Annotated in this window: 22 protein-coding genes and 1 other RNA gene; 11 read left to right on the forward strand and 12 right to left on the reverse strand. The window is 50.1% G+C overall.

Annotated elements, in window-relative coordinates:
• Positions 1-1,416, reverse strand: coding sequence for a glucuronate isomerase (uxaC, locus tag K5Y30_RS10465; RefSeq protein ID WP_222211331.1), 1,416 nt, complete (start codon positions 1,414-1,416; stop codon positions 1-3).
• Positions 1,417-1,789: 373 nt separating this feature from the next.
• Here uxaC and K5Y30_RS10470 point away from each other — a divergent pair, with 373 nt between their 5' ends.
• The 10 genes from K5Y30_RS10470 to K5Y30_RS10515 all read left to right on the forward strand — a co-directional run bounded on the left by K5Y30_RS10470 (position 1,790) and on the right by K5Y30_RS10515 (position 8,571).
• Positions 1,790-3,091, forward strand: coding sequence for an MFS transporter (locus K5Y30_RS10470; RefSeq protein WP_008103499.1), 1,302 nt, complete (start codon positions 1,790-1,792; stop codon positions 3,089-3,091).
• A gap of 88 nt (positions 3,092-3,179) precedes the next feature.
• On the forward strand, positions 3,180-3,953 hold the full coding sequence (gene exuR / locus K5Y30_RS10475) for a transcriptional regulator ExuR (protein ID WP_192412237.1): 774 nt from the start codon (positions 3,180-3,182) through the stop codon (positions 3,951-3,953).
• A 334-nt stretch (positions 3,954-4,287) separates the two neighbouring features.
• Positions 4,288-4,965, forward strand: a complete 678-nt coding sequence (locus tag K5Y30_RS10480; RefSeq protein ID WP_110867399.1) for a DedA family protein — start codon at positions 4,288-4,290, stop codon at positions 4,963-4,965.
• The gene (gene mzrA, locus K5Y30_RS10485) at positions 4,962-5,330 is read left to right on the forward strand and encodes an EnvZ/OmpR regulon moderator MzrA (RefSeq protein WP_222211333.1); all 369 of its coding nucleotides are present in this window, start codon (positions 4,962-4,964) and stop codon (positions 5,328-5,330) included. Before K5Y30_RS10480 ends, mzrA begins: the two co-directional genes overlap by 4 nt.
• A gap of 174 nt (positions 5,331-5,504) precedes the next feature.
• Positions 5,505-5,876 carry a DUF1090 domain-containing protein gene (locus K5Y30_RS10490; protein ID WP_146001298.1) on the forward strand — a complete coding sequence of 124 codons (372 nt, stop codon included), beginning with the start codon at positions 5,505-5,507 and terminating at the stop codon, positions 5,874-5,876.
• Positions 5,877-5,911: 35 nt separating this feature from the next.
• Positions 5,912-6,217 (forward strand): YqjD family protein, encoded by a 306-nt coding sequence (locus K5Y30_RS10495; RefSeq protein WP_007890363.1) that lies wholly within the window; start codon positions 5,912-5,914, stop codon positions 6,215-6,217.
• 2 nt (positions 6,218-6,219) lie between these two features.
• The gene (locus K5Y30_RS10500) at positions 6,220-6,618 is read left to right on the forward strand and encodes a phage holin family protein (protein WP_192236531.1); all 399 of its coding nucleotides are present in this window, start codon (positions 6,220-6,222) and stop codon (positions 6,616-6,618) included.
• Positions 6,615-6,899 (forward strand): YqjK-like family protein, encoded by a 285-nt coding sequence (locus K5Y30_RS10505; RefSeq protein ID WP_008103516.1) that lies wholly within the window; start codon positions 6,615-6,617, stop codon positions 6,897-6,899. Before K5Y30_RS10500 ends, K5Y30_RS10505 begins: the two co-directional genes overlap by 4 nt.
• Before the next feature lie 206 nt (positions 6,900-7,105).
• Positions 7,106-7,516, forward strand: coding sequence for a DoxX family protein (locus tag K5Y30_RS10510; RefSeq protein WP_008103518.1), 411 nt, complete (start codon positions 7,106-7,108; stop codon positions 7,514-7,516).
• Positions 7,517-7,596: 80 nt separating this feature from the next.
• Positions 7,597-8,571 carry a glutathione S-transferase family protein gene (locus K5Y30_RS10515; RefSeq protein ID WP_222211335.1) on the forward strand — a complete coding sequence of 325 codons (975 nt, stop codon included), beginning with the start codon at positions 7,597-7,599 and terminating at the stop codon, positions 8,569-8,571.
• 34 nt (positions 8,572-8,605) lie between these two features.
• On the opposite strand, the gene mdtI is transcribed toward K5Y30_RS10515, so the two are convergent.
• The 3 genes from mdtI to yecR form a co-directional block, all read right to left on the reverse strand.
• Entirely contained in the window at positions 8,606-8,935 is a 330-nt protein-coding gene (gene mdtI, locus K5Y30_RS10520) for a multidrug/spermidine efflux SMR transporter subunit MdtI (protein ID WP_222185357.1), read from the reverse strand.
• Positions 8,922-9,272 (reverse strand): multidrug/spermidine efflux SMR transporter subunit MdtJ, encoded by a 351-nt coding sequence (gene mdtJ / locus K5Y30_RS10525; RefSeq protein WP_101762902.1) that lies wholly within the window; start codon positions 9,270-9,272, stop codon positions 8,922-8,924. The genes mdtI and mdtJ overlap by 14 nt, the downstream gene beginning before the upstream one ends.
• A gap of 829 nt (positions 9,273-10,101) precedes the next feature.
• Positions 10,102-10,425, reverse strand: coding sequence for a YecR family lipoprotein (gene yecR, locus K5Y30_RS10530; RefSeq protein WP_255606624.1), 324 nt, complete (start codon positions 10,423-10,425; stop codon positions 10,102-10,104).
• A gap of 771 nt (positions 10,426-11,196) precedes the next feature.
• On the opposite strand from yecR, the gene K5Y30_RS10535 reads away from it, so the two are divergent.
• Positions 11,197-11,754 carry a recombinase family protein gene (locus tag K5Y30_RS10535; RefSeq protein WP_222211337.1) on the forward strand — a complete coding sequence of 186 codons (558 nt, stop codon included), beginning with the start codon at positions 11,197-11,199 and terminating at the stop codon, positions 11,752-11,754.
• 11 nt (positions 11,755-11,765) lie between these two features.
• Here K5Y30_RS10535 and K5Y30_RS10540 read toward each other — a convergent pair whose 3' ends face one another.
• The 8 genes from K5Y30_RS10540 to rnpB all read right to left on the reverse strand — a co-directional run bounded on the left by K5Y30_RS10540 (position 11,766) and on the right by rnpB (position 17,917).
• Positions 11,766-12,191 (reverse strand): hypothetical protein, encoded by a 426-nt coding sequence (locus K5Y30_RS10540; RefSeq protein ID WP_222211339.1) that lies wholly within the window; start codon positions 12,189-12,191, stop codon positions 11,766-11,768.
• Positions 12,192-12,511: 320 nt separating this feature from the next.
• Positions 12,512-13,759: a primase-helicase family protein gene (locus tag K5Y30_RS10545; RefSeq protein ID WP_222211341.1), complete on the reverse strand. Its 1,248-nt coding sequence runs from the start codon at positions 13,757-13,759 to the stop codon at positions 12,512-12,514.
• Positions 13,760-13,896: 137 nt separating this feature from the next.
• Entirely contained in the window at positions 13,897-14,046 is a 150-nt protein-coding gene (locus tag K5Y30_RS10550) for a hypothetical protein (RefSeq protein ID WP_222211343.1), read from the reverse strand.
• Between the two features lie 129 nt (positions 14,047-14,175).
• Positions 14,176-14,613 (reverse strand): endonuclease VII domain-containing protein, encoded by a 438-nt coding sequence (locus K5Y30_RS10555; RefSeq protein WP_222211345.1) that lies wholly within the window; start codon positions 14,611-14,613, stop codon positions 14,176-14,178.
• A gap of 5 nt (positions 14,614-14,618) precedes the next feature.
• Positions 14,619-15,101 (reverse strand): hypothetical protein, encoded by a 483-nt coding sequence (locus K5Y30_RS10560; RefSeq protein WP_029570707.1) that lies wholly within the window; start codon positions 15,099-15,101, stop codon positions 14,619-14,621.
• Complete coding sequence (locus tag K5Y30_RS10565; protein WP_222211347.1) at positions 15,094-15,462, reverse strand: hypothetical protein; 369 nt, start codon at positions 15,460-15,462, stop codon at positions 15,094-15,096. The genes K5Y30_RS10560 and K5Y30_RS10565 overlap by 8 nt, the downstream gene beginning before the upstream one ends.
• 394 nt (positions 15,463-15,856) lie before the next feature.
• The gene (locus K5Y30_RS10570; protein ID WP_255606626.1) at positions 15,857-17,266 is read right to left on the reverse strand and encodes a tyrosine-type recombinase/integrase; all 1,410 of its coding nucleotides are present in this window, start codon (positions 17,264-17,266) and stop codon (positions 15,857-15,859) included.
• Between the two features lie 272 nt (positions 17,267-17,538).
• Positions 17,539-17,917: RNase P RNA component class A (gene rnpB / locus K5Y30_RS10575), an RNA gene on the reverse strand.
• Positions 17,918-17,929: the final 12 nt, after the last annotated feature.

Here is a 17,929-nt window from a genome sequence, read left to right on the forward strand (position 1 = left end):
TCAGGCTCCCAGCTCAATACCGAAGTAATCGCGCGCATTGTTGAAACTGATGTTCTGTACCATCTGCCCTAACAACGCCTCGTCTTCAGGCGCTTCGCCCCGCGCCACCCAATTGCCGATCATCTGGCACAGCAGACGACGGAAATATTCATGACGCGTGTAAGAGAGGAAGCTGCGGCTGTCGGTTAGCATGCCGACAAAGCGGCTCAGCAGGCCGATTTGCGCCAGCTGCGTCATCTGCCGCTGCATGCCATCCAGCTGATCGTTAAACCACCACGCCGAACCAAACTGCATTTTTCCCGGTTCGCCTTCACCCTGGAAATTGCCCGCCATGGTCGCCAGCACTTCGTTGTCTCGCGGGTTGACGCAGTAAAGGATGGTTTTGGGCAGCGCGTTATTGCGGTTCTGCGCATCCAGCAGACGCGCCAGCGGAATCGCCAGCGGCGCATCGTTAATCGAATCGAAGCCTACATCCGGCCCGAGGATATCGAACTGGCGGCGATTGGCATTGCGCAGCGCGCCAATGTGATACTGCTGCGCCCAGCCGCGGCGCGCATATTCGCTGCCGAGCCACACCAGCACAGCGGTTTTAAACTGGGCCGTCTCTTCAGCGGAAGGCGCTGCACCTTGCAGTCGGCGCGCCAGAATGCCGTCCAGCGTGGCGTCATCCGCTTCCGCAAACACCACCACATCCAGCGCGTGATCGGAAATTTTGCAGCCATGCGCGGCGAAGTGATCGAGTCGCTGGCTTAAGGCGCAGCGCAGATCGTCAAAGCGCTGCACGTTAACATCCGCGACCTGCGCTAAGCGCTGAATCCACGGCAAGAAGCTCTCCAGCTCAATGTTGAAGGCTTTGTCCGGACGCCAGCTCGGCAGCACTTTGACGTCAAAGCTGCTGTCCTGTGCCAGCTTGCGGTGATGCTGTAAATCGTCGAGCGGATCGTCGGTGGTGCCGACCATTTTCACCTTCATCTGCTGCATGATGCCGCGCGCGCTGAAGGCGTCCTGAGTCAGCAGTTCATTGCACTGCTGCCAGATGCGATCCGCGCTCTGTTCATTCAGCAGCACATCGGTGATGCCAAAAGGTCGGCGTAATTCAAGGTGCGTCCAGTGATAGAGCGGATTGCCGATGGTATGCGGCACGGTGCGCGCCCAAGCGTTAAATTTCTCACGATCGCTGGCATCGCCAGTGCATAACGCTTCCGGCACGCCGTTAGCGCGCATCGCACGCCATTTGTAGTGATCGCCTTTCAGCCAGATGTCATAGAGGTTGGTGAAGCGGTAATTATCGGCAATCTGCTGCGGCGGTAAGTGACAGTGATAGTCGAAAATCGGCTGGTCTTTGGCGTAGTCATGGTACAGACGACGGGCGAACTCGGTGTCGAGTAGAAAATCCTCACTCATAAAACGCGACATACCTGCTTCCTCATTTTGTAGCCAAATGGCTTTTAACTAAAAGTTATCATACCAATTTAAACGAACGGCAAAATTGTTTGCGATCCGACTCACAATAATGACAGTTTTACTGTGGGTATATGGACGATCTTGTTGCGAATATTACGTTAAATGGCTGTTTTAACTATCTTTCGTCCTAACACACACTGGCTGCAAGGTTTATGTGATGGCATTCAACTTTTGAAGCGGTATAACAAGTTAACCTCTCGCTCCGTTGCTAACGGGATTAATGGCACAGGCAAGGAACTGCGGGAGTGAGCAGCACTGTTCACGTCTTCCCGCTCCAGATAACTACAGCGGTAAAACCGCAACGACAGACTGGACGAGGTTAATAATGCGTAAGATCAAAGGGCTACGCTGGTACATGATTGGGCTTGTGACGCTGGGCACCGTGCTCGGTTACCTGACGCGCAATACCATTGCCGTTGCGGCGCCCACGCTGGAAACGCAGTTGGGTATCACCACGCAACAATATTCCTATATCGTCGCCGCCTACTCGGCGTGCTACACAATCATGCAGCCGGTAGCCGGTTATGTACTGGACATGCTCGGCACCAAAATCGGTTATGCAGTGTTTGCCGTGCTGTGGGCGATCTTCTGCGCGGCAACCGCGATGGCGGGCAGCTGGGGCGGCTTTGCGCTGGCACGCGGCGCGGTGGGTGCCGCCGAAGCAGCAATGATTCCCGCAGGCCTGAAAGCCAGTAGCGAATGGTTCCCCGCCAAAGAGCGTTCGGTGGCGGTGGGCTATTTCAACGTGGGATCGTCGATTGGCGCGATGCTGGCTCCGCCGCTGGTGGTGTGGGCGATCATGGCGCACAGCTGGCAGATGGCGTTCATTATTACCGGCGTGCTAAGCATGGTGTGGGCCATCTGCTGGCTGGTGTTTTATAAGCATCCAAAACAGCAAACCAAGCTGAGCGATGAGGAGCGTCACTACATCATTGCCGGCCAGGAGTTGCAGCATCAAACCGGAAATAACAAGAAGATGTCGGCGCGCCAAATCCTGCGCAATCGCCAGTTCTGGGGCATTGCGCTACCGCGTTTCCTCGCCGAACCAGCGTGGGGAACGTTTAACGCGTGGATCCCGCTGTTTATGTTTAAGGTGTACGGCTTCAACCTGAAAGAGATCGCTATGTTTGCCTGGATGCCGATGTTGTTCGCCGATCTCGGCTGTATCGTCGGTGGCTACTTGCCGCCGCTGTTCCAGCGCTGGTTTGGCGTCAATCTCATCGTCTCGCGCAAACTGGTGGTGACCATGGGCGCGGTGTTGATGATTGCGCCAGGCACCATCGGGTTGTTCACCAGCCCGTATGTCGCGATTGGGTTGCTGTGCGTCGGCGGTTTTGCCCATCAGGCGCTTTCAGGTGCGCTGATCACCCTCTCTTCGGATGTGTTTGGCCGTAACGAAGTGGCTACCGCCAACGGCTTAACCGGCATGGCGGCCTGGACGGCGAGTACCATGTTTGCGTTGGTGGTCGGTGCGCTGGCCGATACGCTGGGCTTCAGCCCGCTGTTCGCGGCGCTGGCGGTGTTTGATCTGTTAGGCGCGGTGGTTATCTGGACGGTCCTGAAAAACCAACCGGTTTCTGAACTCGACGATCAGCCAGCGGTGCAGTCCGCTGCGGTACGCACCTAACCTCCTCGGGCTGGCATCGGCCAGCCCATTTCCTCTGTGCGGCTGAAGTGGTATAACAACTCAACTTTCTCCCACAGCGGACCGCGCAATGGACCTGACCGAATCACGACGCCTCTATCAACAGCTCGCCAGCGAACTCAAACGCCGCATTGAAGCAGCCGAATACCGGGTTGGCGACAAACTGCCTGCCGAGCGTCTGATTGCGGAAGAGATGCAGGTGAGCCGAACCGTGGTGCGTGAAGCGATCATCATGCTGGAAGTGGAGGGTTACGTGGAGGTGCGGAAAGGTTCCGGCATTCACGTCATCAGCAGCCAGCAGCAAAATCGCGTGGTGACGTCCAGCCAGCTGGAGTTCGCCAATTTCGGCCCCTTCGAGTTATTACAGGCGCGCCAGCTGATTGAAAGCAACGTGGCTGAGTTTGCCGCCACGCAGGTGACGCGTCAGGATATCGTGGCATTGATGGCGATTCAGGAGAAAGCGCGTCAGGAAGATCATTCACGCGATTCGGCGTGGGATATGGAGTTTCACGTGCGCATCGCGCAATCGACGCAGAACAGCGCGTTAGCAGCGATCGTCGAGAAGATGTGGCTGCACCGTCTGCACAATCCATACTGGCTGAAGCTGCATGAACATATTGATGCCAAAAATATCACCAGCTGGTGTGACGATCACGACCAAATCCTTAAAGCCCTGATTCGCAAAGATCCCGCCGCCAGTAAGCTGGCAATGTGGCAACATCTGGAAAATACTAAGCAGATGCTGTTTAACGCCACCACCGACGATTTCGAATTTAACGTCGATCGTTACATGTTTGCGGAAAATCCGGTCATCCTGCCTGAAGGTAGCGAAAACCCACGCTGATCCTGCTTATTTTTCAGGCATTTTGTTGCCGAAAAAGTCAGTTAGTCTGCAATAGTGTCAGCTCATGTAAAGCTCCTTTTGACCACCTGCGTCTAAAGGTAAAACTCCTGTGCGGCAGGCACTTTCCCCTGTCTGGATAACGTTATTTTTGTTACAGTTATCGCCCTTTTATTACCCTTTGCGACAGGGCTTTAAAAAGTCGCTGATTTAACAATCAATTCTGGAAGGATCCGGAAACTCCTGCTCAGGCTGCTTATCTAAAATGTATAACCAACGCCAGTCTGCGCCTAAGCCCCTCACGGGCACGTTTAACAATGATGTTCAGGAATGATTGATGGATATTTTGCAAGCATTGCTGCATGCCTTGTGGCAGCAGGATTACGAAATGCTCTCCGACCCGACGTTGGTTTGGGCCATTTATGGCGTTTTGTTCATGATTCTGTTTCTGGAAAATGGACTGCTGCCCGCCGCCTTTTTGCCAGGCGATAGTTTACTGATTCTGGTGGGTGTTCTGATTGCTAAAGGCACCATGGGTTTCCCGCTGACGCTGCTGATTCTGACCACCGGCGCCAGCCTCGGCTGCTGGGTGAGCTACATTCAGGGCCGCTGGCTCGGTAATACGCCTACCGTTCAAAAATGGCTTTCGCACTTGCCCGCGCAATATCATCAACGCGCCCATCGGCTGTTCCATCGCCATGGCTTGTCTGCACTGCTGGTGGGTCGCTTTATTGCCTTCGTTCGCACCTTGCTCCCTACCATCGCCGGGCTTTCTGGCCTGAGTAATGCGCGCTTCCAGTTCTTCAACTGGGTAAGTGGCTTCCTGTGGGTGCTGATCCTTACCGTGCTGGGCTTCGCGCTGGGTAAAACACCGATTTTCCGTCGTTACGAAGATGAGCTGATGTTGTGCCTGATGCTGCTGCCGCTGGTGCTGCTGGTGATTGGCCTGGTCGGTTCTTTAGTGGTGATTTGGCGTAAACGTCAGTCAGCGCGTAGCGGGAATTCACAGTCATGATCACATTCCGTGGATTCCCAAGGCGTTTCCTGCCTTGGGCGCTGGGTGGCGCGTTGGCGCTGCTGGCGATCTGTTTCATTCCGACCTTAATGCAGCATGAAACCGTGGTGCAGATCCGCGTCGCCAACAGCGGCACCAATCTGCCCGATGGTTTTTATCTTTATCAGCAACTTTCTGCGCAGGGCGTGCGTATCAAAAGTATTACGCCCTCCGGCGATGCGCTGGTGATTCATTTTGAGAATGAAGAACAGAGCCTGGCGGCGCAAAAAGTGTTGAAGCGCCTGTTGCCACAAGGCTTTGTCGTCGCCGCTGGCCCGCAGGCTTCGCAGCAATATCCTGACGCCAGTCGCCCAATTTTTAGCTAAATTTCACCGCCTGACGTTAAGCCAGGCGGTGAGCTAATCCTCGCTATCCCCGCGTCTTCTTTGAATTTTTTCGTCTGCTGTCTATCCTTAGAGATAGCGTAAGCCTAAGACATGCTGGGAAGCTTCTCCTGTCTGCTCTCGGGCAGGTCATCAACAATGGAAGGTCACAACCTGATGAAACATCAATTACTGCTAGGTGCTATTCTTTTTTCACTCTCGGGTTCGCTGCTGGCGGCTGAATCGCTCTGCCAACAGAAAGAGCAGGATATTCAACGCGAGATCGATATGGCAAAACAGCACGACAACCAGCGCCGCGTTACCGGGCTGGAGCGCGCGTTGACCGAAGTCCGCGCAGGCTGCACCGATGAGAAGCTGAAATCTGCACATAGCGAACGCATCGCTGAGCAGAAGCACAAAATCGCCGAACGTGAGCGTGAGCTGAAAGAAGAGCGTCAGGATGGCGACAAGGACAAAATTGAGAAGCGCGAACGTAAGCTGCTCGATGCGCAGCACGAACTGAAAAAGCTTGAAGCTGAACCTTATTAATCGGACTTAACTCAATGCTGTAAAAGGAGATTTCCATGGCTAAAGAAACAACATCTGAACATCTGCGCGCTGAATTGAAAAATCTGGCTGATACCCTGGAAGAAGTGCTGAGCAGCTCAGCAGATAAATCCAAAGGTGAGCTGGATAAACTGCGTCATAAAGCGCGCGGCGCTATTGAAAGCTCCCGTGAACGTCTCGGCGATTCCGGCGAACGTATTGCACAAACCACGCGTGAAGCAGCGGAAAAAGCGGACGAATACGTGCGCGACAATCCGTGGCACGGCGTGGGTATCGGTGCAGCGGTAGGTATTCTCATCGGCATTTTAATCTCACGGCGTTAATGATGAGTGATAGTCAGCAAAGCCACGGCCCCGGCAAAGGGGTCTTTAACATCGGTCAACGGGTAGTTACCACGCTGGTTAGCATGGTCGAGACGCGCGTCAGACTGGCAATTGTGGAACTGGAAGAGGAAAAGGCCAACCTGATTCAGATGCTGATGATGGTGGGCCTTACTATGCTGTTTACCGCTTTCGGTCTCATGAGCCTGATGGTGTTGATCATCTGGGCGGTGGACGCACAATATCGCTTGATGGCGATTGCCATCACTACGGCGGTGCTATTTGCTCTGGCGCTGATCTTCGGTTTGTGGACGTTATACAAATCGCGTCAGTCAACGTTGTTGCGCCATACGCGTAAAGAGCTGGATACCGATCGCAAACTGCTGGAGGAGCATCGCTCATGAGCCGCCGCGAACGTGAAGCACGCATTCACGAACTGCTCAATCAGGTGCAGCAGCAGCGACTTGACCTCAGCGCCGACAGCCGCGACTGGCTGACCAGCACCGCGCAGTACGATCGCGGCTGGTTAACCATCATTGGCATGCGTCGTTATCTGGCGATTGGCAGCAGTGCATTGGCCATTTGGTCGATTCGCAGCCCCAATCGTCTGCTGCGCTGGGCCAAGCGCGGTTTCGGCGTCTGGAGCACCTGGCGCATGATCAAATCGACTTTAAATACCCGCTAGCTTCTCTCTCTAAAACCGGATCGAATTGATTCGGTTTTACTCTCCTCAAATTTACTGAACAACATTGACAGTTTATCTCGCTTACAACTCTTTCAACCTGCGATTATCATCTCCCTCCATCAGCCCAGTGAACTGAAACAACCGGTTCAAGGGAATCAAAACCCGCAGGCCAACAACCTGCAACAAAAACCTTGTTGGAGTAGATGATGAAAAAATTCGAAGACTCAGGCCTGCTGGTAGCACGCGTACTAATGACCATTCTGTTTATCACCGCAGGCTGGGGCAAAATCACCGGTTACGCCGGTACCGCACAATACATGCAGGCAATGGGCGTCCCAGGCTTCCTGCTGCCGCTGGTTATTCTGCTGGAGTTCGGTGGCGGCCTGGCGATTCTGTTCGGTTTCCTGACGCGCTTTACCGCCCTGTTCACCGCTGGCTTTACTCTGCTGACCGCGTTCCTGTTCCACAGCAACTTCGCGGAAGGTGTTAACCAGCTGATGTTCATGAAAAACCTCTCCATCGCCGGTGGCTTCCTGGTGTTGGGTCTGGTAGGTCCAGGCGCTTACAGCATTGACCGACTGATTCGTCAGCGCGTTCAGCCAGCAACCGCACGCTAAGCAGCACAAGCGTTAGAGAACACATATACTGAATTGCAGGGGCGGGGATTTTCCTCGCCCCTTTTTATTATGGAGGGCTTATGGGACAGCTGATTGACGGTGTCTGGCATGATACCTGGTACGATACGAAGTCAACCGGTGGCCGCTTCAAGCGCACAGAAGCCGTCTGGCGTAACTGGGTTACCGCCGATGGCAGCGCCGGTCCAACCGGCAAAGCGGGCTTCGCCGCTGAGCGTGGTCGCTATCATCTTTACGTCTCGCTTGCCTGCCCGTGGGCGCATCGCACGCTGTTAATGCTTAAACTCAAGGGATTGGAGGAGATGATTTCGGTTTCGGTGGTGCATCCGCTGATGCTGGAGAACGGCTGGACCTTTGACGCCAGTTTCCCTGATGCCACCGGCGATGCGTTGTATCAAAAAGAGTTTCTCTATCAAATCTATCTGCACGCCGATGCGCACTATTCCGGCCGTGTGACCGTGCCAGTGCTGTGGGATAAAACCCAGCAAACCATCGTTAGTAATGAATCCGCCGATATCATGCGCATGCTCAACAGCGCTTTTGATGCGCAAGGTGCCCGCGCGGGTGACTACTATCCGACGGAGCTGCGCGACAAAATTGATGAAGTGAACAGCTGGGTTTACGACACTGTTAACAATGGCGTGTATAAAAGCGGTTTTGCCACTTCGCAGGCGGCGTACGATGAATCGGTAACGGCGCTGTTCCATTCGTTAGCGCGTCTCGAACAGATTCTTGGTCAACATCGCTATCTTACTGGCGACCAACTGACCGAAGCCGATTTGCGCTTGTGGACCACACTGGTGCGCTTCGACCCGGTCTACGTCACCCACTTTAAGTGCGATCGTCACCGCATCAGTGATTACCGTAATCTGAGCGGCTTCCTGCGCGACATCTATCAGATGCCAGGCATCGCTGACACGGTTAATTTGCCGCACATTCGCCATCACTACTACTGCAGCCACAAAACCATCAACCCAAGCGGCGTGATCTCGCTGGGTCCAGCCTTTGACTGGGATGAGCCACACGGCCGGGGTTGATGCTCTTACCCTCTCCCAACGTGGAGAGGGTACTTTAGGCAAACTTAATCAGCACCATACCGATCAACAACAACCCCACGCCCAGCCAGCCAACCCGACTCAGACGCTGGCCAAACAGAATCCAGCCTGCCGCCACGGTGGCGACCAATCCCAGCCCGCCCCATAACGCGTAGGCTACCGTCAAATCGATGCCTTTCACCGCCTGCGCCAGCGCACTGAACGCCGCCAGCACCGCCACCAGCGATAACACGCCAAACAGTGGACGGCGGAAACCGTTGGAGTATTTCAGGAAGATATTGGCGACGATCTCCAGGCCGATGGCCAGCGCCAGCCATGCGATATGCAGCCAGTTAAACGTTGCCATGGCGCAGCTCCTTGCGGCTCAGCGTGCCGGATTTGATCAGGACGATGCCGAGGATCAGCGTCAGCAGGCCGGCTACTTTGATGGCGGATAAGGCTTCATCGAACAACAGCACGCTAAACAGCGTAATAAACAGAATGCCAATGCCTTCCCACATGGCATACGCCACGCCAAGGGCAATACGTTTAATGGCGAAGGATAAACAGATATAAGAAAGTGCGATCATCACCAGCATAAAAATATAACCGGCGTTGCCACCGTTTACGCTGGCCCATTTCATTGAGACGGTGCCAATAATTTCCGCGGCGATCGCCAGCGCTAATAAAATCCAATACAGCATGATTTCTCTCCTGAACGAGAAATAAACGCCACCCACGCGAAAATAGGCGTGTTAGCAAAGTTAAATTAAAAAGTCAGAATAGGAGAGAACGGAACTAAAGCGCGAAGCGCCAGTGCTGATCGCAGATTGAGCAGTTTGATTCAGAGAGAGAGGAGGAGAGTGAAGCCTTATTTGCCGCAAACATTTTGTCCATAAAATTACAACTTATCCACGTTGTTGCTTCTCGTCAGTGTGGATTAAATTTGTCCTCAGTAGTTAAACACGCGCTTATTCTGGCATAGCGGCAATAATGTTTTCAGGGATTTTCATTTCTTTACGTGGAGGCGTTTAATTAATCTTATTGGTCTGATGCCCTCACCCTAGCCCTCTCCCAGAGGGAGAGGGAACTGTTTATTGCGGTTTGAAAGATCGCTCGATCGGTCTCTTCTCCCGCCTGCGGGAGAAGGTTAGGCTGAGGACCAGCACGCACAAGCCCCAGAAAACACAAAACCCGCCGAAGCGGGTTTTGTGTTTAAAAAAGTCGAAACTGACCGATAAGTCAGGTTCAACCTCTAAAAAATGTCGTTTTCAATCAACTGATTGTTGAAATGTATCCCAAAGTGTACTCCTATTGTATCCCAAAGTGAATGAGCGCCTACAACACATAGTGAGTTCAAAGAATCCTTGTTTATGAGCAAAAAATTTGGGTAAGGCGAGGAAATTGATTGGGATTTATTTAAGATAAAAAGAAGATTCTAAGGTGATTTGGATCAGACAGTTATGAAGAGGTTTCACTACCCAGCACAACATACTGAGACTTAGGAGTAAAAGGGGCTATAGCCCCTCATCGCTACTTTTTGAGATCGCCAGTGCATTGATATTCGACGGTTACAGTAGTTTCCATACAACCAGAAGAAGAAGGTTGTGAACACTGAGAAGTAAACCCGCCAAATGGTTCTGCTCCGTTATATCCCCAAGCAGAGCAACGAGCTTTTGCAGCAGCCATACCCTGCTGTGGATCTATAACAGGCTTCTCGAACATACCGTAGCTATAGCTCATACGGACTGTTCCGTCTGATTTACTGCCCCCAGTAGGGACCATTTGTTTTTTTGCGGCACACCCAGATAACACGATTAAAGACAAAGCTAGAATTGCGTATTTTTTGCTCATCATCACATTCCTTGAAACAAAATGAATTACTAAGACACATTTACACTCTAAAGGATTGCTTATCTTAAACGAAGATTACAAAATGCATAAGATTTTTCTTATTTTTATCTTAAGTTTTATTTAATCTTATTTTTCAAAAAGATAGGATGGCTAACTATGTCAATCAGCGATCACGATTACGTAAATTTTTCAGAAGATCACGAAATGAACTATCACGCCCGTAAAGTTAGTAAGCGTGAAACTGAAAAAAACAGAAGCACCTTGAGAACTATGGGAACTGAACTCAAAGCGCAGCTAGGCAAAACAAGGATTACACACAGTGAATTTCATCCGTATGTAAGCCGTAATAAGTCTCGATTGGAATGAATTAAAATCTGGCGGGATTTTGCTTTTCCCGCCCTTTTCAGCCCTTAATGCCACCAGCCAATCTGACTATCATTTCCCCAAATTTCATCTATTGCCTCCTGATGTGGTTCGACTAGGCACCAACTACGCTTTTCACCTTTTCTTGATTTGACAGACAAGTATCGAATTAATAGAAAAAGGGTTAAGCCCAAATTTTTCATACCCCCGGTTTTAAAAATCCAAGCGCCTCAAATATCTGAGTAGTATTGACTAAAACTAAACCTATTATTGAGTAGACTTTTGATAGCCTGATTTGATGATGCTCTTCTGGCTATTATTTGCACTAAACAACCTATCATTTATCCTTTGACCTACTTATATGATAGTTGCTATCATAATCTCACCTAAACGATAGCCTTTGGAACAGATATGAAATTTGGATATGCTCGTGTTAGTAGCAAAGACCAGAACGAAGCACGTCAGGTAGTCGCGCTGGAATCTGCCGGATGTGATGAGGTGATGGTGGATAAGCTGAGCGGGAAGGATACCAACCGCCCCGAACTGGCCCGGATGCTGGATAAGGTGCGTAGCGGTGATGAAGTGCTGGTGAAGTCTGTTGACCGTCTCGGGCGTAACACAAAGGATGTGCTGGCGCTGGTGGATACGATGATAGAGAAAGGCGTGGCTGTAACCTTCCTTGATAACGGGATGAAGTTTGATAACACTCCGTCAAGCCGTCTGGTGCTAACTATGATGGCCTCAGTTGCAGAGTTTGAGCGTGGCATAATTCGCCAGCGCCAGGCTGAGGGGATCGCCGTGGCTAAGTCAGAAGGTAAAATGTTAGGGAAGAAAGCTGACGGCAAGAAACACGCCCGGATTAAGAAGATGCTGGAAACTGGTGGCCTAACTAATCAGGCAATTGCTGATGCCGTTGGATGTGGTGTAGCAACCGTATACCGAGTTAAGAAAGAAATCAGCGGGGCGTAATTTCCCCTCTGCTATGGGTGATGGGTGATTCTACTATCGCTCTTGTCGTGCATATACCATACCTCAAACTCGAAGTTAGCCATATTCCACGGCATATCATACCCATTCACGAAGTAATCCCACGCCTCGATGATATCTGTAGCGTTCACCTGGTCGCGTGGCTCCTCCGGTAACACCCTTGCACCTGATGCAAACTCTTCTACCTGTTGCTTGTTGATGATGTAGCCCGGTTCCCATTCCACTAATGGCAAGTTGCCGATCTGACGTGGACACGGCACAATTTCCACTGGCTTGCTCTTCTTTGCCTGTCTCGTTCGCTTCTCTCCGCGCTCGGTGTAGTTGAGCGTCTTCTGTAGCTCCTGTATGCGCTCCTGACGCGCTGAATCCTGATTGAAGTAATCTTGTGTATCTTTCTTGTATCTGTTGTTAGCTGCCAATGTAGGCTCCTGTATGAGGCTGACGGTGATCAAGACTGTCGCTGGTCAGTTCGTCGTAATTTTGTTGGTGTATGCATTAGTGATGGGGTGCAATTACCTGCTTTCCTGACGGAAATCGTCGAGAATTAACCACTTTGTTTAAATTTACGAAGAGACAGTTATTAAGCAGAATGCTGTAACTATGGCGGCAAGTTGCCTTGTTTCAGGTGAGAACAAAAATGTTCCACGTCAAAAGATTAAAGGAAGTATTTGTTTTTGACCCGGCTGACCCGGCTGACCCGTCCAAGCCTACTCCCCCAACGCTTAATTTCAGACGGCTGTCATTTGGCTGACCCGGCTGACCCGTCCAGACGGAGAATATTCTCCAGATACCATCTGCAAGCCTCGGTCTTGTCCACTGATGCCGGATACCATAACGCACCCTTCGGGGCGTTCTTAACGTCCTTGTAAGGCCCGTTCTTAAAGATCCTGCCGCTGGTGTAGCCATTAGATTTTAACCACTCTGTCGCTGATTTGGTGCTTTCCAGAAGAGAGCATTCCTGCTGAAACAGTTCAAAGCTAAACACCTGGCGTTTCTCGGTGAACTCTGTCGCCTGATGGTGGCAAGGGCTGATCGATGCCTCCTTGAGCCTCTCCAGTGCTTCGCTGCGCGGCGGCGCGTATGGGTTGAAGTGTGTCAGGTCATACGCCATAAACCAGCCGTGAATAGCTTCCAGCCCGCCAGATTTGAGCCAGTCGCTCAGCGTGGCGATGAATGCCGATGTCTCTGCCCGGTCTGTGTGATGCTCCATTCTGTTAGTGACGTAGTGACGGCGGTCGTTCTCTTCCACGTCGATTGGGTGATCGTTGTTGCTGAACGTCATAAACCGGGTGTATGTCCTTACCTTGCGAGCGGTCTCGTAAAGTGGGCGTATGTCTACGTATGGCTCCGTTTGAATGCTCTTGAGGCTCTCCGCTACGCGCTTGGTTGCCTGCGGTGGATCGTCAAACAGCACAATCAAATTGTCGGACAAACTCTCGTTGTGCTTCTCGGTAAGCTGTCCATAGCTGCTGTAATGTTTGGTCTGGTGAGCCAGCAACGGCGATAGAATGTTGTGGAATAGAAATCCCTTCCCCGTCCCGGTGTCTGACGGGATAACGAGATGCCACGTTGGGCGCTGCTCTGGTCGCTGGAAGATATGCGCCAGCCAGCTACAAACGGCGGCGCGGTCTGCATCATTAGGGAAAGCCCTGGCAAGGTATTCCAGCCACAAACTAAGGTCGCTCGCTGCTGGTGCATCCGGCGCGAAAGTGCGGTATGTGTTCACTGTGTCCCGAACAATTCCTTGCGGTGCTACCGGATCGAAAACTGTGTTGGTGATAAGTGGCATTCGGCGGTAAAGCTCAGACATACTCGCCGGATTAAAAGAGCTTTCTCCGCTCCATCGAGCATAAAGCGGGTATAATAAATTTTCGAGGTGTGTAGCTTGAGTATGAATATTCAGTAACCTTACTCCTGCTGGCATTGAAATAAAGCAATACCCTTGCTGTGTAAGATAATCAGCGAATCGTTCTGTCTTTGTTGTCATTTGGGGAAGTCTCCAGAGTTTTAGATAATAGATTTAGAATGTATTGTTGTTGTGAAAGATCGCCGCGCTTGGCGTCTAATGAATCTCGTAATGATTTGGGAATGCGGAGATTGATTCCCCGCTGCCGTTGTTCCATTTTATACCTCTGCTATAAAGTCATCTGTTATTGAAAAGTATTGATCGAGCGTGGGGATGTAAATTACTGGTATCCCTTCCTCGGCTTGTAATACCTGAATAAGTCCGTATGCGGTTAACTCTTTAAAGCGATCAATGTCTACGTCATCCATTCTTTAACTTCCTTGCGATGGATTGGAATGTAGATGTTAAATCGGCTGCGGGAGTTGGTGCTGGTGGTGTGTTGCGTTGCTCGTGTTCTTTTAAGGCTCGTTCTCTACGTAGCTCTTGTATTTTACTATCTATAGACATTTTGGAATCTCGTATTTAATGTGCCCCATCTCCGCCCATACTGCGGAATAATAAACACCCATTCTTTTGATAATTTCCCATACGAAAAAAGGGTTTGCCTGATTAGGCCAACTTTCGTAAATGAGGGTGGTCACTTCGTCAATTATGCGGGCGTCTCGGTTGAATAGTGCCGCTGTCCACTCGTGCCGCTGCAACTCGGAGAGGCTAAGAGTCTGGTTTAGCTTCCCCTCAAAGATATTAGTGTTTTGGTTGAGCACGGCGCGGCAATAGCCTGTCTCGTGACAGTGGTCTATCACTGGATTTCTACCTAAATTGAAACCGCTGATCGGATCAATTCCCTGTTGCCATTTCCTTGCTGCTTCGCGGAAAGCTGGGCGCTTACGCTGGGCAAGCCTTGTGCGGTCTGACTTCATTGTATATGCATCCATCGCCGTTACTCTCCAGCCAGAAGAGCGGCAACGCGGGCGCGAATACTTGTAGTGTCTTTCGCTGCTTCGGCTTCCGCTTCCAGGCGAGCGCGCTCGGCTTCTGCCTCTGCTGCTTCGCGTTCTGCATCTTCCAGTTGCTTAACAATTTCGTGCTCGATTTCCTTCAACAGCTCCTTGGCGCAAAGCTGTGTAAGCTCCTCTTTTTGCTTTTCCACCAGCTCGGCGGGCCTCACCATTAAGAAGCTAAACAGGTGGCTTCCTGGGTGGTTGATAACAGGTTGGTTACGGTCGAGGCTGTATCCCTGTTTAATGAGAGATTCGATCTCATACATAAGAGGTTCAAGCGCATTACTTACCTGATGGCGATCATCAAGATACTTTCCTAAATACTGGTGTAATCGTTGTGGAAACTTTTCTTCGAAGATTGGAGAGATAATTTCTCTTAGATCTTTATCCATTCCCTTAAACAGGGTATTTGTTCTAAACATTTTTATTCCTTAGCTTAATTAGCTTTTTGATTGAGAAGTCTCCGCAATGACTGCATACGCAAGGCGATTGTGGAGATAGAGCAAAGTGCGTGACATAATAAATAGTATTGTCGTGCCATACCTTTGTTAAAAAACCTGCGTTCACAAGCTGTCGTAAATCACGGTGGGCGTTTGTTTCGCTGAATTCTTGAATGTAGTCTTCGATGGTAAAGCAATGTTTCATTACTTCTTCTGCCCAATAAAAAATACTAACGCGGTGTGCTGTCTTAGGTATTCCAAGTGTCTCTAGGCGCTGGCGGTAGCCGTAATAATTCATTGCAGGTAGCCAATCCTGAATAGTGCTGAGATTTTGACTTGTCATAAGTCGTAAATTTCCTTTTCTTTAGGCCAAAAAAAAGCCCGCTGCTATTCCCCAACACAATGATATCTACGGCGGAGAAGCCGTGGAAACTCAAAGGGTTTAGCAACGGGGTTTTATACTGGCTGGATGCAAATACTATGAATGTTCGATTTTCGGTATCACTGCGAGATCTGGCGGTGGATGCGCGGGAACCAATGATATGAAGGGATAAGTAGAGCTAAGTCGTTTCTTTCCTATGTCTTAATATAACACGAAATAGTAACATATGTCAACTATTAATTGACTAATAGTTGACATAAAATCATTGCTTAGCCGCAGAAATCCCGAATTCAGGGCTTATCAACCGTAAAGTGATTGACGCTGAAAAGACATCGCCTGAAACCTCTATGGATTGCTACCAATGGATACTGTCGATAACAGGTAGCAAAGCTTCAACGCCAAACTTATGCGTATAACGCTGTGTCTGACCAATTCCTGAATGCTCGTGCCCTATAGTTTGCTGTACAAGCTGAAGAGAGTTTCCCTGTCTTTGAGCCTCTGTAGCAAAGGTATGACGTAAGCTGTGTAAAGGGCGTCGGCAACCATAATCATCAATAGATCTGATTTCTAATGCATCGCGCACAGCTTGGAATTGGTGAGTTACCTTGTTGAGATTGGTGAAACTTGGGAAAAGCTGCTCTTCTTTCATTTTGGCTTCAACGTATTCTAAGAAACCAGCTTTTACTACGTGTATAGAGAGCGGAACTTGGCGAGTTCCAGCATCAGTTTTGCTGTCCTCAATCATAATGTAATGACGCTGAGTATCTTCATCTAATTTAACAGCAGAAGCTTTTAATTTAGTGATCTCTGCGCGTCGTGCTCCAGTGTAGGCCAATAGGGTGAAAAGCCACTTCCCTTCATTTTCCAATGTCGAGAAATGCGACACCATTTTGCTCATCTCCGTCTTGTTGAAACTCCCATAACTTTTACTTTTAGCTTCGTATGTAACATTGAGTGTTGGAGAGGTATTCAAAACCCCTAACTCTCTGGTGAGGTAAGTTGAAAACAAGCCTTGGCATAGTTTGAGATAATCGCGCACTGTTTTTTCAGATATTCTGTCTTCATCAGGAATATCTTCAAGATCCAAACACTCAACAACGCTCATTGATTTATAAGGCTTTTTATTCTGTTTAGGAAGTCCTTCAACGACCTCTAAAAGCTGTTTTATATCTCGGTGAGTAATCTTATCTACTGGTGTATATCCACCGAGCAGTGCGCGGATTACCTCAAAATACTTGTTATTTCCAACCCTAATAGTTCGTGACCAACTTGATTTAAATGCAACAAACCCCTGCCAAGCTTCATCAAGCGTCATTGCTGGTGGCTCATCTGAAACTCTCGATACGCTTAATGGGGCTGGTGCTTGCAGCTTCATAGATTGCAAAGCAGATTGATAACTAGGGATATCACGCTGCATAAGTGCTTTATGAGCAGTTTGGGACTGATGCAGTAAAACATTATGTTTCTGTGCAGCAGACATAATCGCATCCTCCATACCTCGGATGTCATACTTCTGAGACAGATTTTCGATGAAATAAGCTTCAGTAGCTGATGTTTCACCATTGAGCATATGCTCTTCATAGTGGTTTAAGAATTGATTAATCAGAAGCTGCATCACCTCAGGATCAGGTAAAGGCAAAGCTGTGCCATTTCGTATTGATTTTGTTCTAGCTGCGGGAAGATTTTCTACATAGGCACATATATCAGCGGCCTGTTCAATGATGAAACTGTCGAGATCTTGCTGGGTAAGTTTTTTCATAGCCATTATCAATTTCTTAAGAGAATCCTCAGTAATGTAGCCATCCTTTAACAGCTCCAAATATGGGGCTATTCGAGCTAGAAGGCTTTTACAACGGCGAGGACTATCTGTACCGAGTGAACATCGGAAGAAGCGATCATTGAAACGACAATAAAGGTAGTAGATGCCGTTGCGACGCAACGTATGAGGAATGTTAACAATAAGGTTGCTGTATCCCAATTTGTATCCCAAAATCTGCGATAACCAGTTGAAATACAACAACCTATTGTTTTTGAAGAAGTCGAAGCTGACCGTTAAGCCGGGTTCTGTCGTGGACAGTCATTCATCTAGGCCAGCAATCGCTCACTGGCTCAAGCAGCCTACCCGGGTTCAGTACGGGCCGTACCTTGTGAACCCCTATTTGGCCTTGCTCCGGGTGGAGTTTACCGTGCCACGAACTGTTGCCAGCCGCGCGGTGCGCTCTTACCGCACCCTTTCACCCTTACCTGATCCCATTACTGGGCCATCGGCGGTTTGCTCTCTGTTGCACTGGTCGTAGGCTTGCGCCCCCCAGGCGTTACCTGGCACCCTGCCCTATGGAGCCCGGACTTTCCTCCCCTTTGTCCGTCTCCCCCCGAAAGAGGACGACGACAAAGCGGCGACTGTCTGGTCAGCTTCGGCGCGGGATAA

Source organism: Pantoea sp. DY-5, assembly GCF_019795955.1.
Taxonomy (GTDB): domain Bacteria; phylum Pseudomonadota; class Gammaproteobacteria; order Enterobacterales; family Enterobacteriaceae; genus Pantoea; species Pantoea leporis.

Excerpts from the sequence above, each read along its gene's own strand:
- K5Y30_RS10495 (WP_007890363.1), top strand. The coding sequence starts at position 5,912 with ATGGCTAAAGAAACAACATCTGAACATCTGCGCGCTGAATTGAAAAAT.
- yecR (WP_255606624.1), bottom strand. The coding sequence starts at position 10,425 with ATGATGAGCAAAAAATACGCAATTCTAGCTTTGTCTTTAATCGTGTTA.
- uxaC (WP_222211331.1), bottom strand. The coding sequence starts at position 1,416 with ATGTCGCGTTTTATGAGTGAGGATTTTCTACTCGACACCGAGTTCGCC.
- K5Y30_RS10480 (WP_110867399.1), top strand. The coding sequence starts at position 4,288 with ATGGATATTTTGCAAGCATTGCTGCATGCCTTGTGGCAGCAGGATTAC.
- K5Y30_RS10500 (WP_192236531.1), top strand. The coding sequence starts at position 6,220 with ATGAGTGATAGTCAGCAAAGCCACGGCCCCGGCAAAGGGGTCTTTAAC.
- K5Y30_RS10560 (WP_029570707.1), bottom strand. The coding sequence starts at position 15,101 with ATGTTTAGAACAAATACCCTGTTTAAGGGAATGGATAAAGATCTAAGA.
- K5Y30_RS10505 (WP_008103516.1), top strand. The coding sequence starts at position 6,615 with ATGAGCCGCCGCGAACGTGAAGCACGCATTCACGAACTGCTCAATCAG.
- K5Y30_RS10490 (WP_146001298.1), top strand. The coding sequence starts at position 5,505 with ATGAAACATCAATTACTGCTAGGTGCTATTCTTTTTTCACTCTCGGGT.
- exuR (WP_192412237.1), top strand. The coding sequence starts at position 3,180 with ATGGACCTGACCGAATCACGACGCCTCTATCAACAGCTCGCCAGCGAA.
- K5Y30_RS10570 (WP_255606626.1), bottom strand. The coding sequence starts at position 17,266 with ATGGCTATGAAAAAACTTACCCAGCAAGATCTCGACAGTTTCATCATT.
- mdtI (WP_222185357.1), bottom strand. The coding sequence starts at position 8,935 with ATGGCAACGTTTAACTGGCTGCATATCGCATGGCTGGCGCTGGCCATC.
- K5Y30_RS10470 (WP_008103499.1), top strand. The coding sequence starts at position 1,790 with ATGCGTAAGATCAAAGGGCTACGCTGGTACATGATTGGGCTTGTGACG.
- K5Y30_RS10515 (WP_222211335.1), top strand. The coding sequence starts at position 7,597 with ATGGGACAGCTGATTGACGGTGTCTGGCATGATACCTGGTACGATACG.
- K5Y30_RS10550 (WP_222211343.1), bottom strand. The coding sequence starts at position 14,046 with ATGGATGACGTAGACATTGATCGCTTTAAAGAGTTAACCGCATACGGA.
- mdtJ (WP_101762902.1), bottom strand. The coding sequence starts at position 9,272 with ATGCTGTATTGGATTTTATTAGCGCTGGCGATCGCCGCGGAAATTATT.
- K5Y30_RS10535 (WP_222211337.1), top strand. The coding sequence starts at position 11,197 with ATGAAATTTGGATATGCTCGTGTTAGTAGCAAAGACCAGAACGAAGCA.
- K5Y30_RS10510 (WP_008103518.1), top strand. The coding sequence starts at position 7,106 with ATGAAAAAATTCGAAGACTCAGGCCTGCTGGTAGCACGCGTACTAATG.
- K5Y30_RS10565 (WP_222211347.1), bottom strand. The coding sequence starts at position 15,462 with ATGACAAGTCAAAATCTCAGCACTATTCAGGATTGGCTACCTGCAATG.
- K5Y30_RS10555 (WP_222211345.1), bottom strand. The coding sequence starts at position 14,613 with ATGGATGCATATACAATGAAGTCAGACCGCACAAGGCTTGCCCAGCGT.
- K5Y30_RS10545 (WP_222211341.1), bottom strand. The coding sequence starts at position 13,759 with ATGACAACAAAGACAGAACGATTCGCTGATTATCTTACACAGCAAGGG.
- mzrA (WP_222211333.1), top strand. The coding sequence starts at position 4,962 with ATGATCACATTCCGTGGATTCCCAAGGCGTTTCCTGCCTTGGGCGCTG.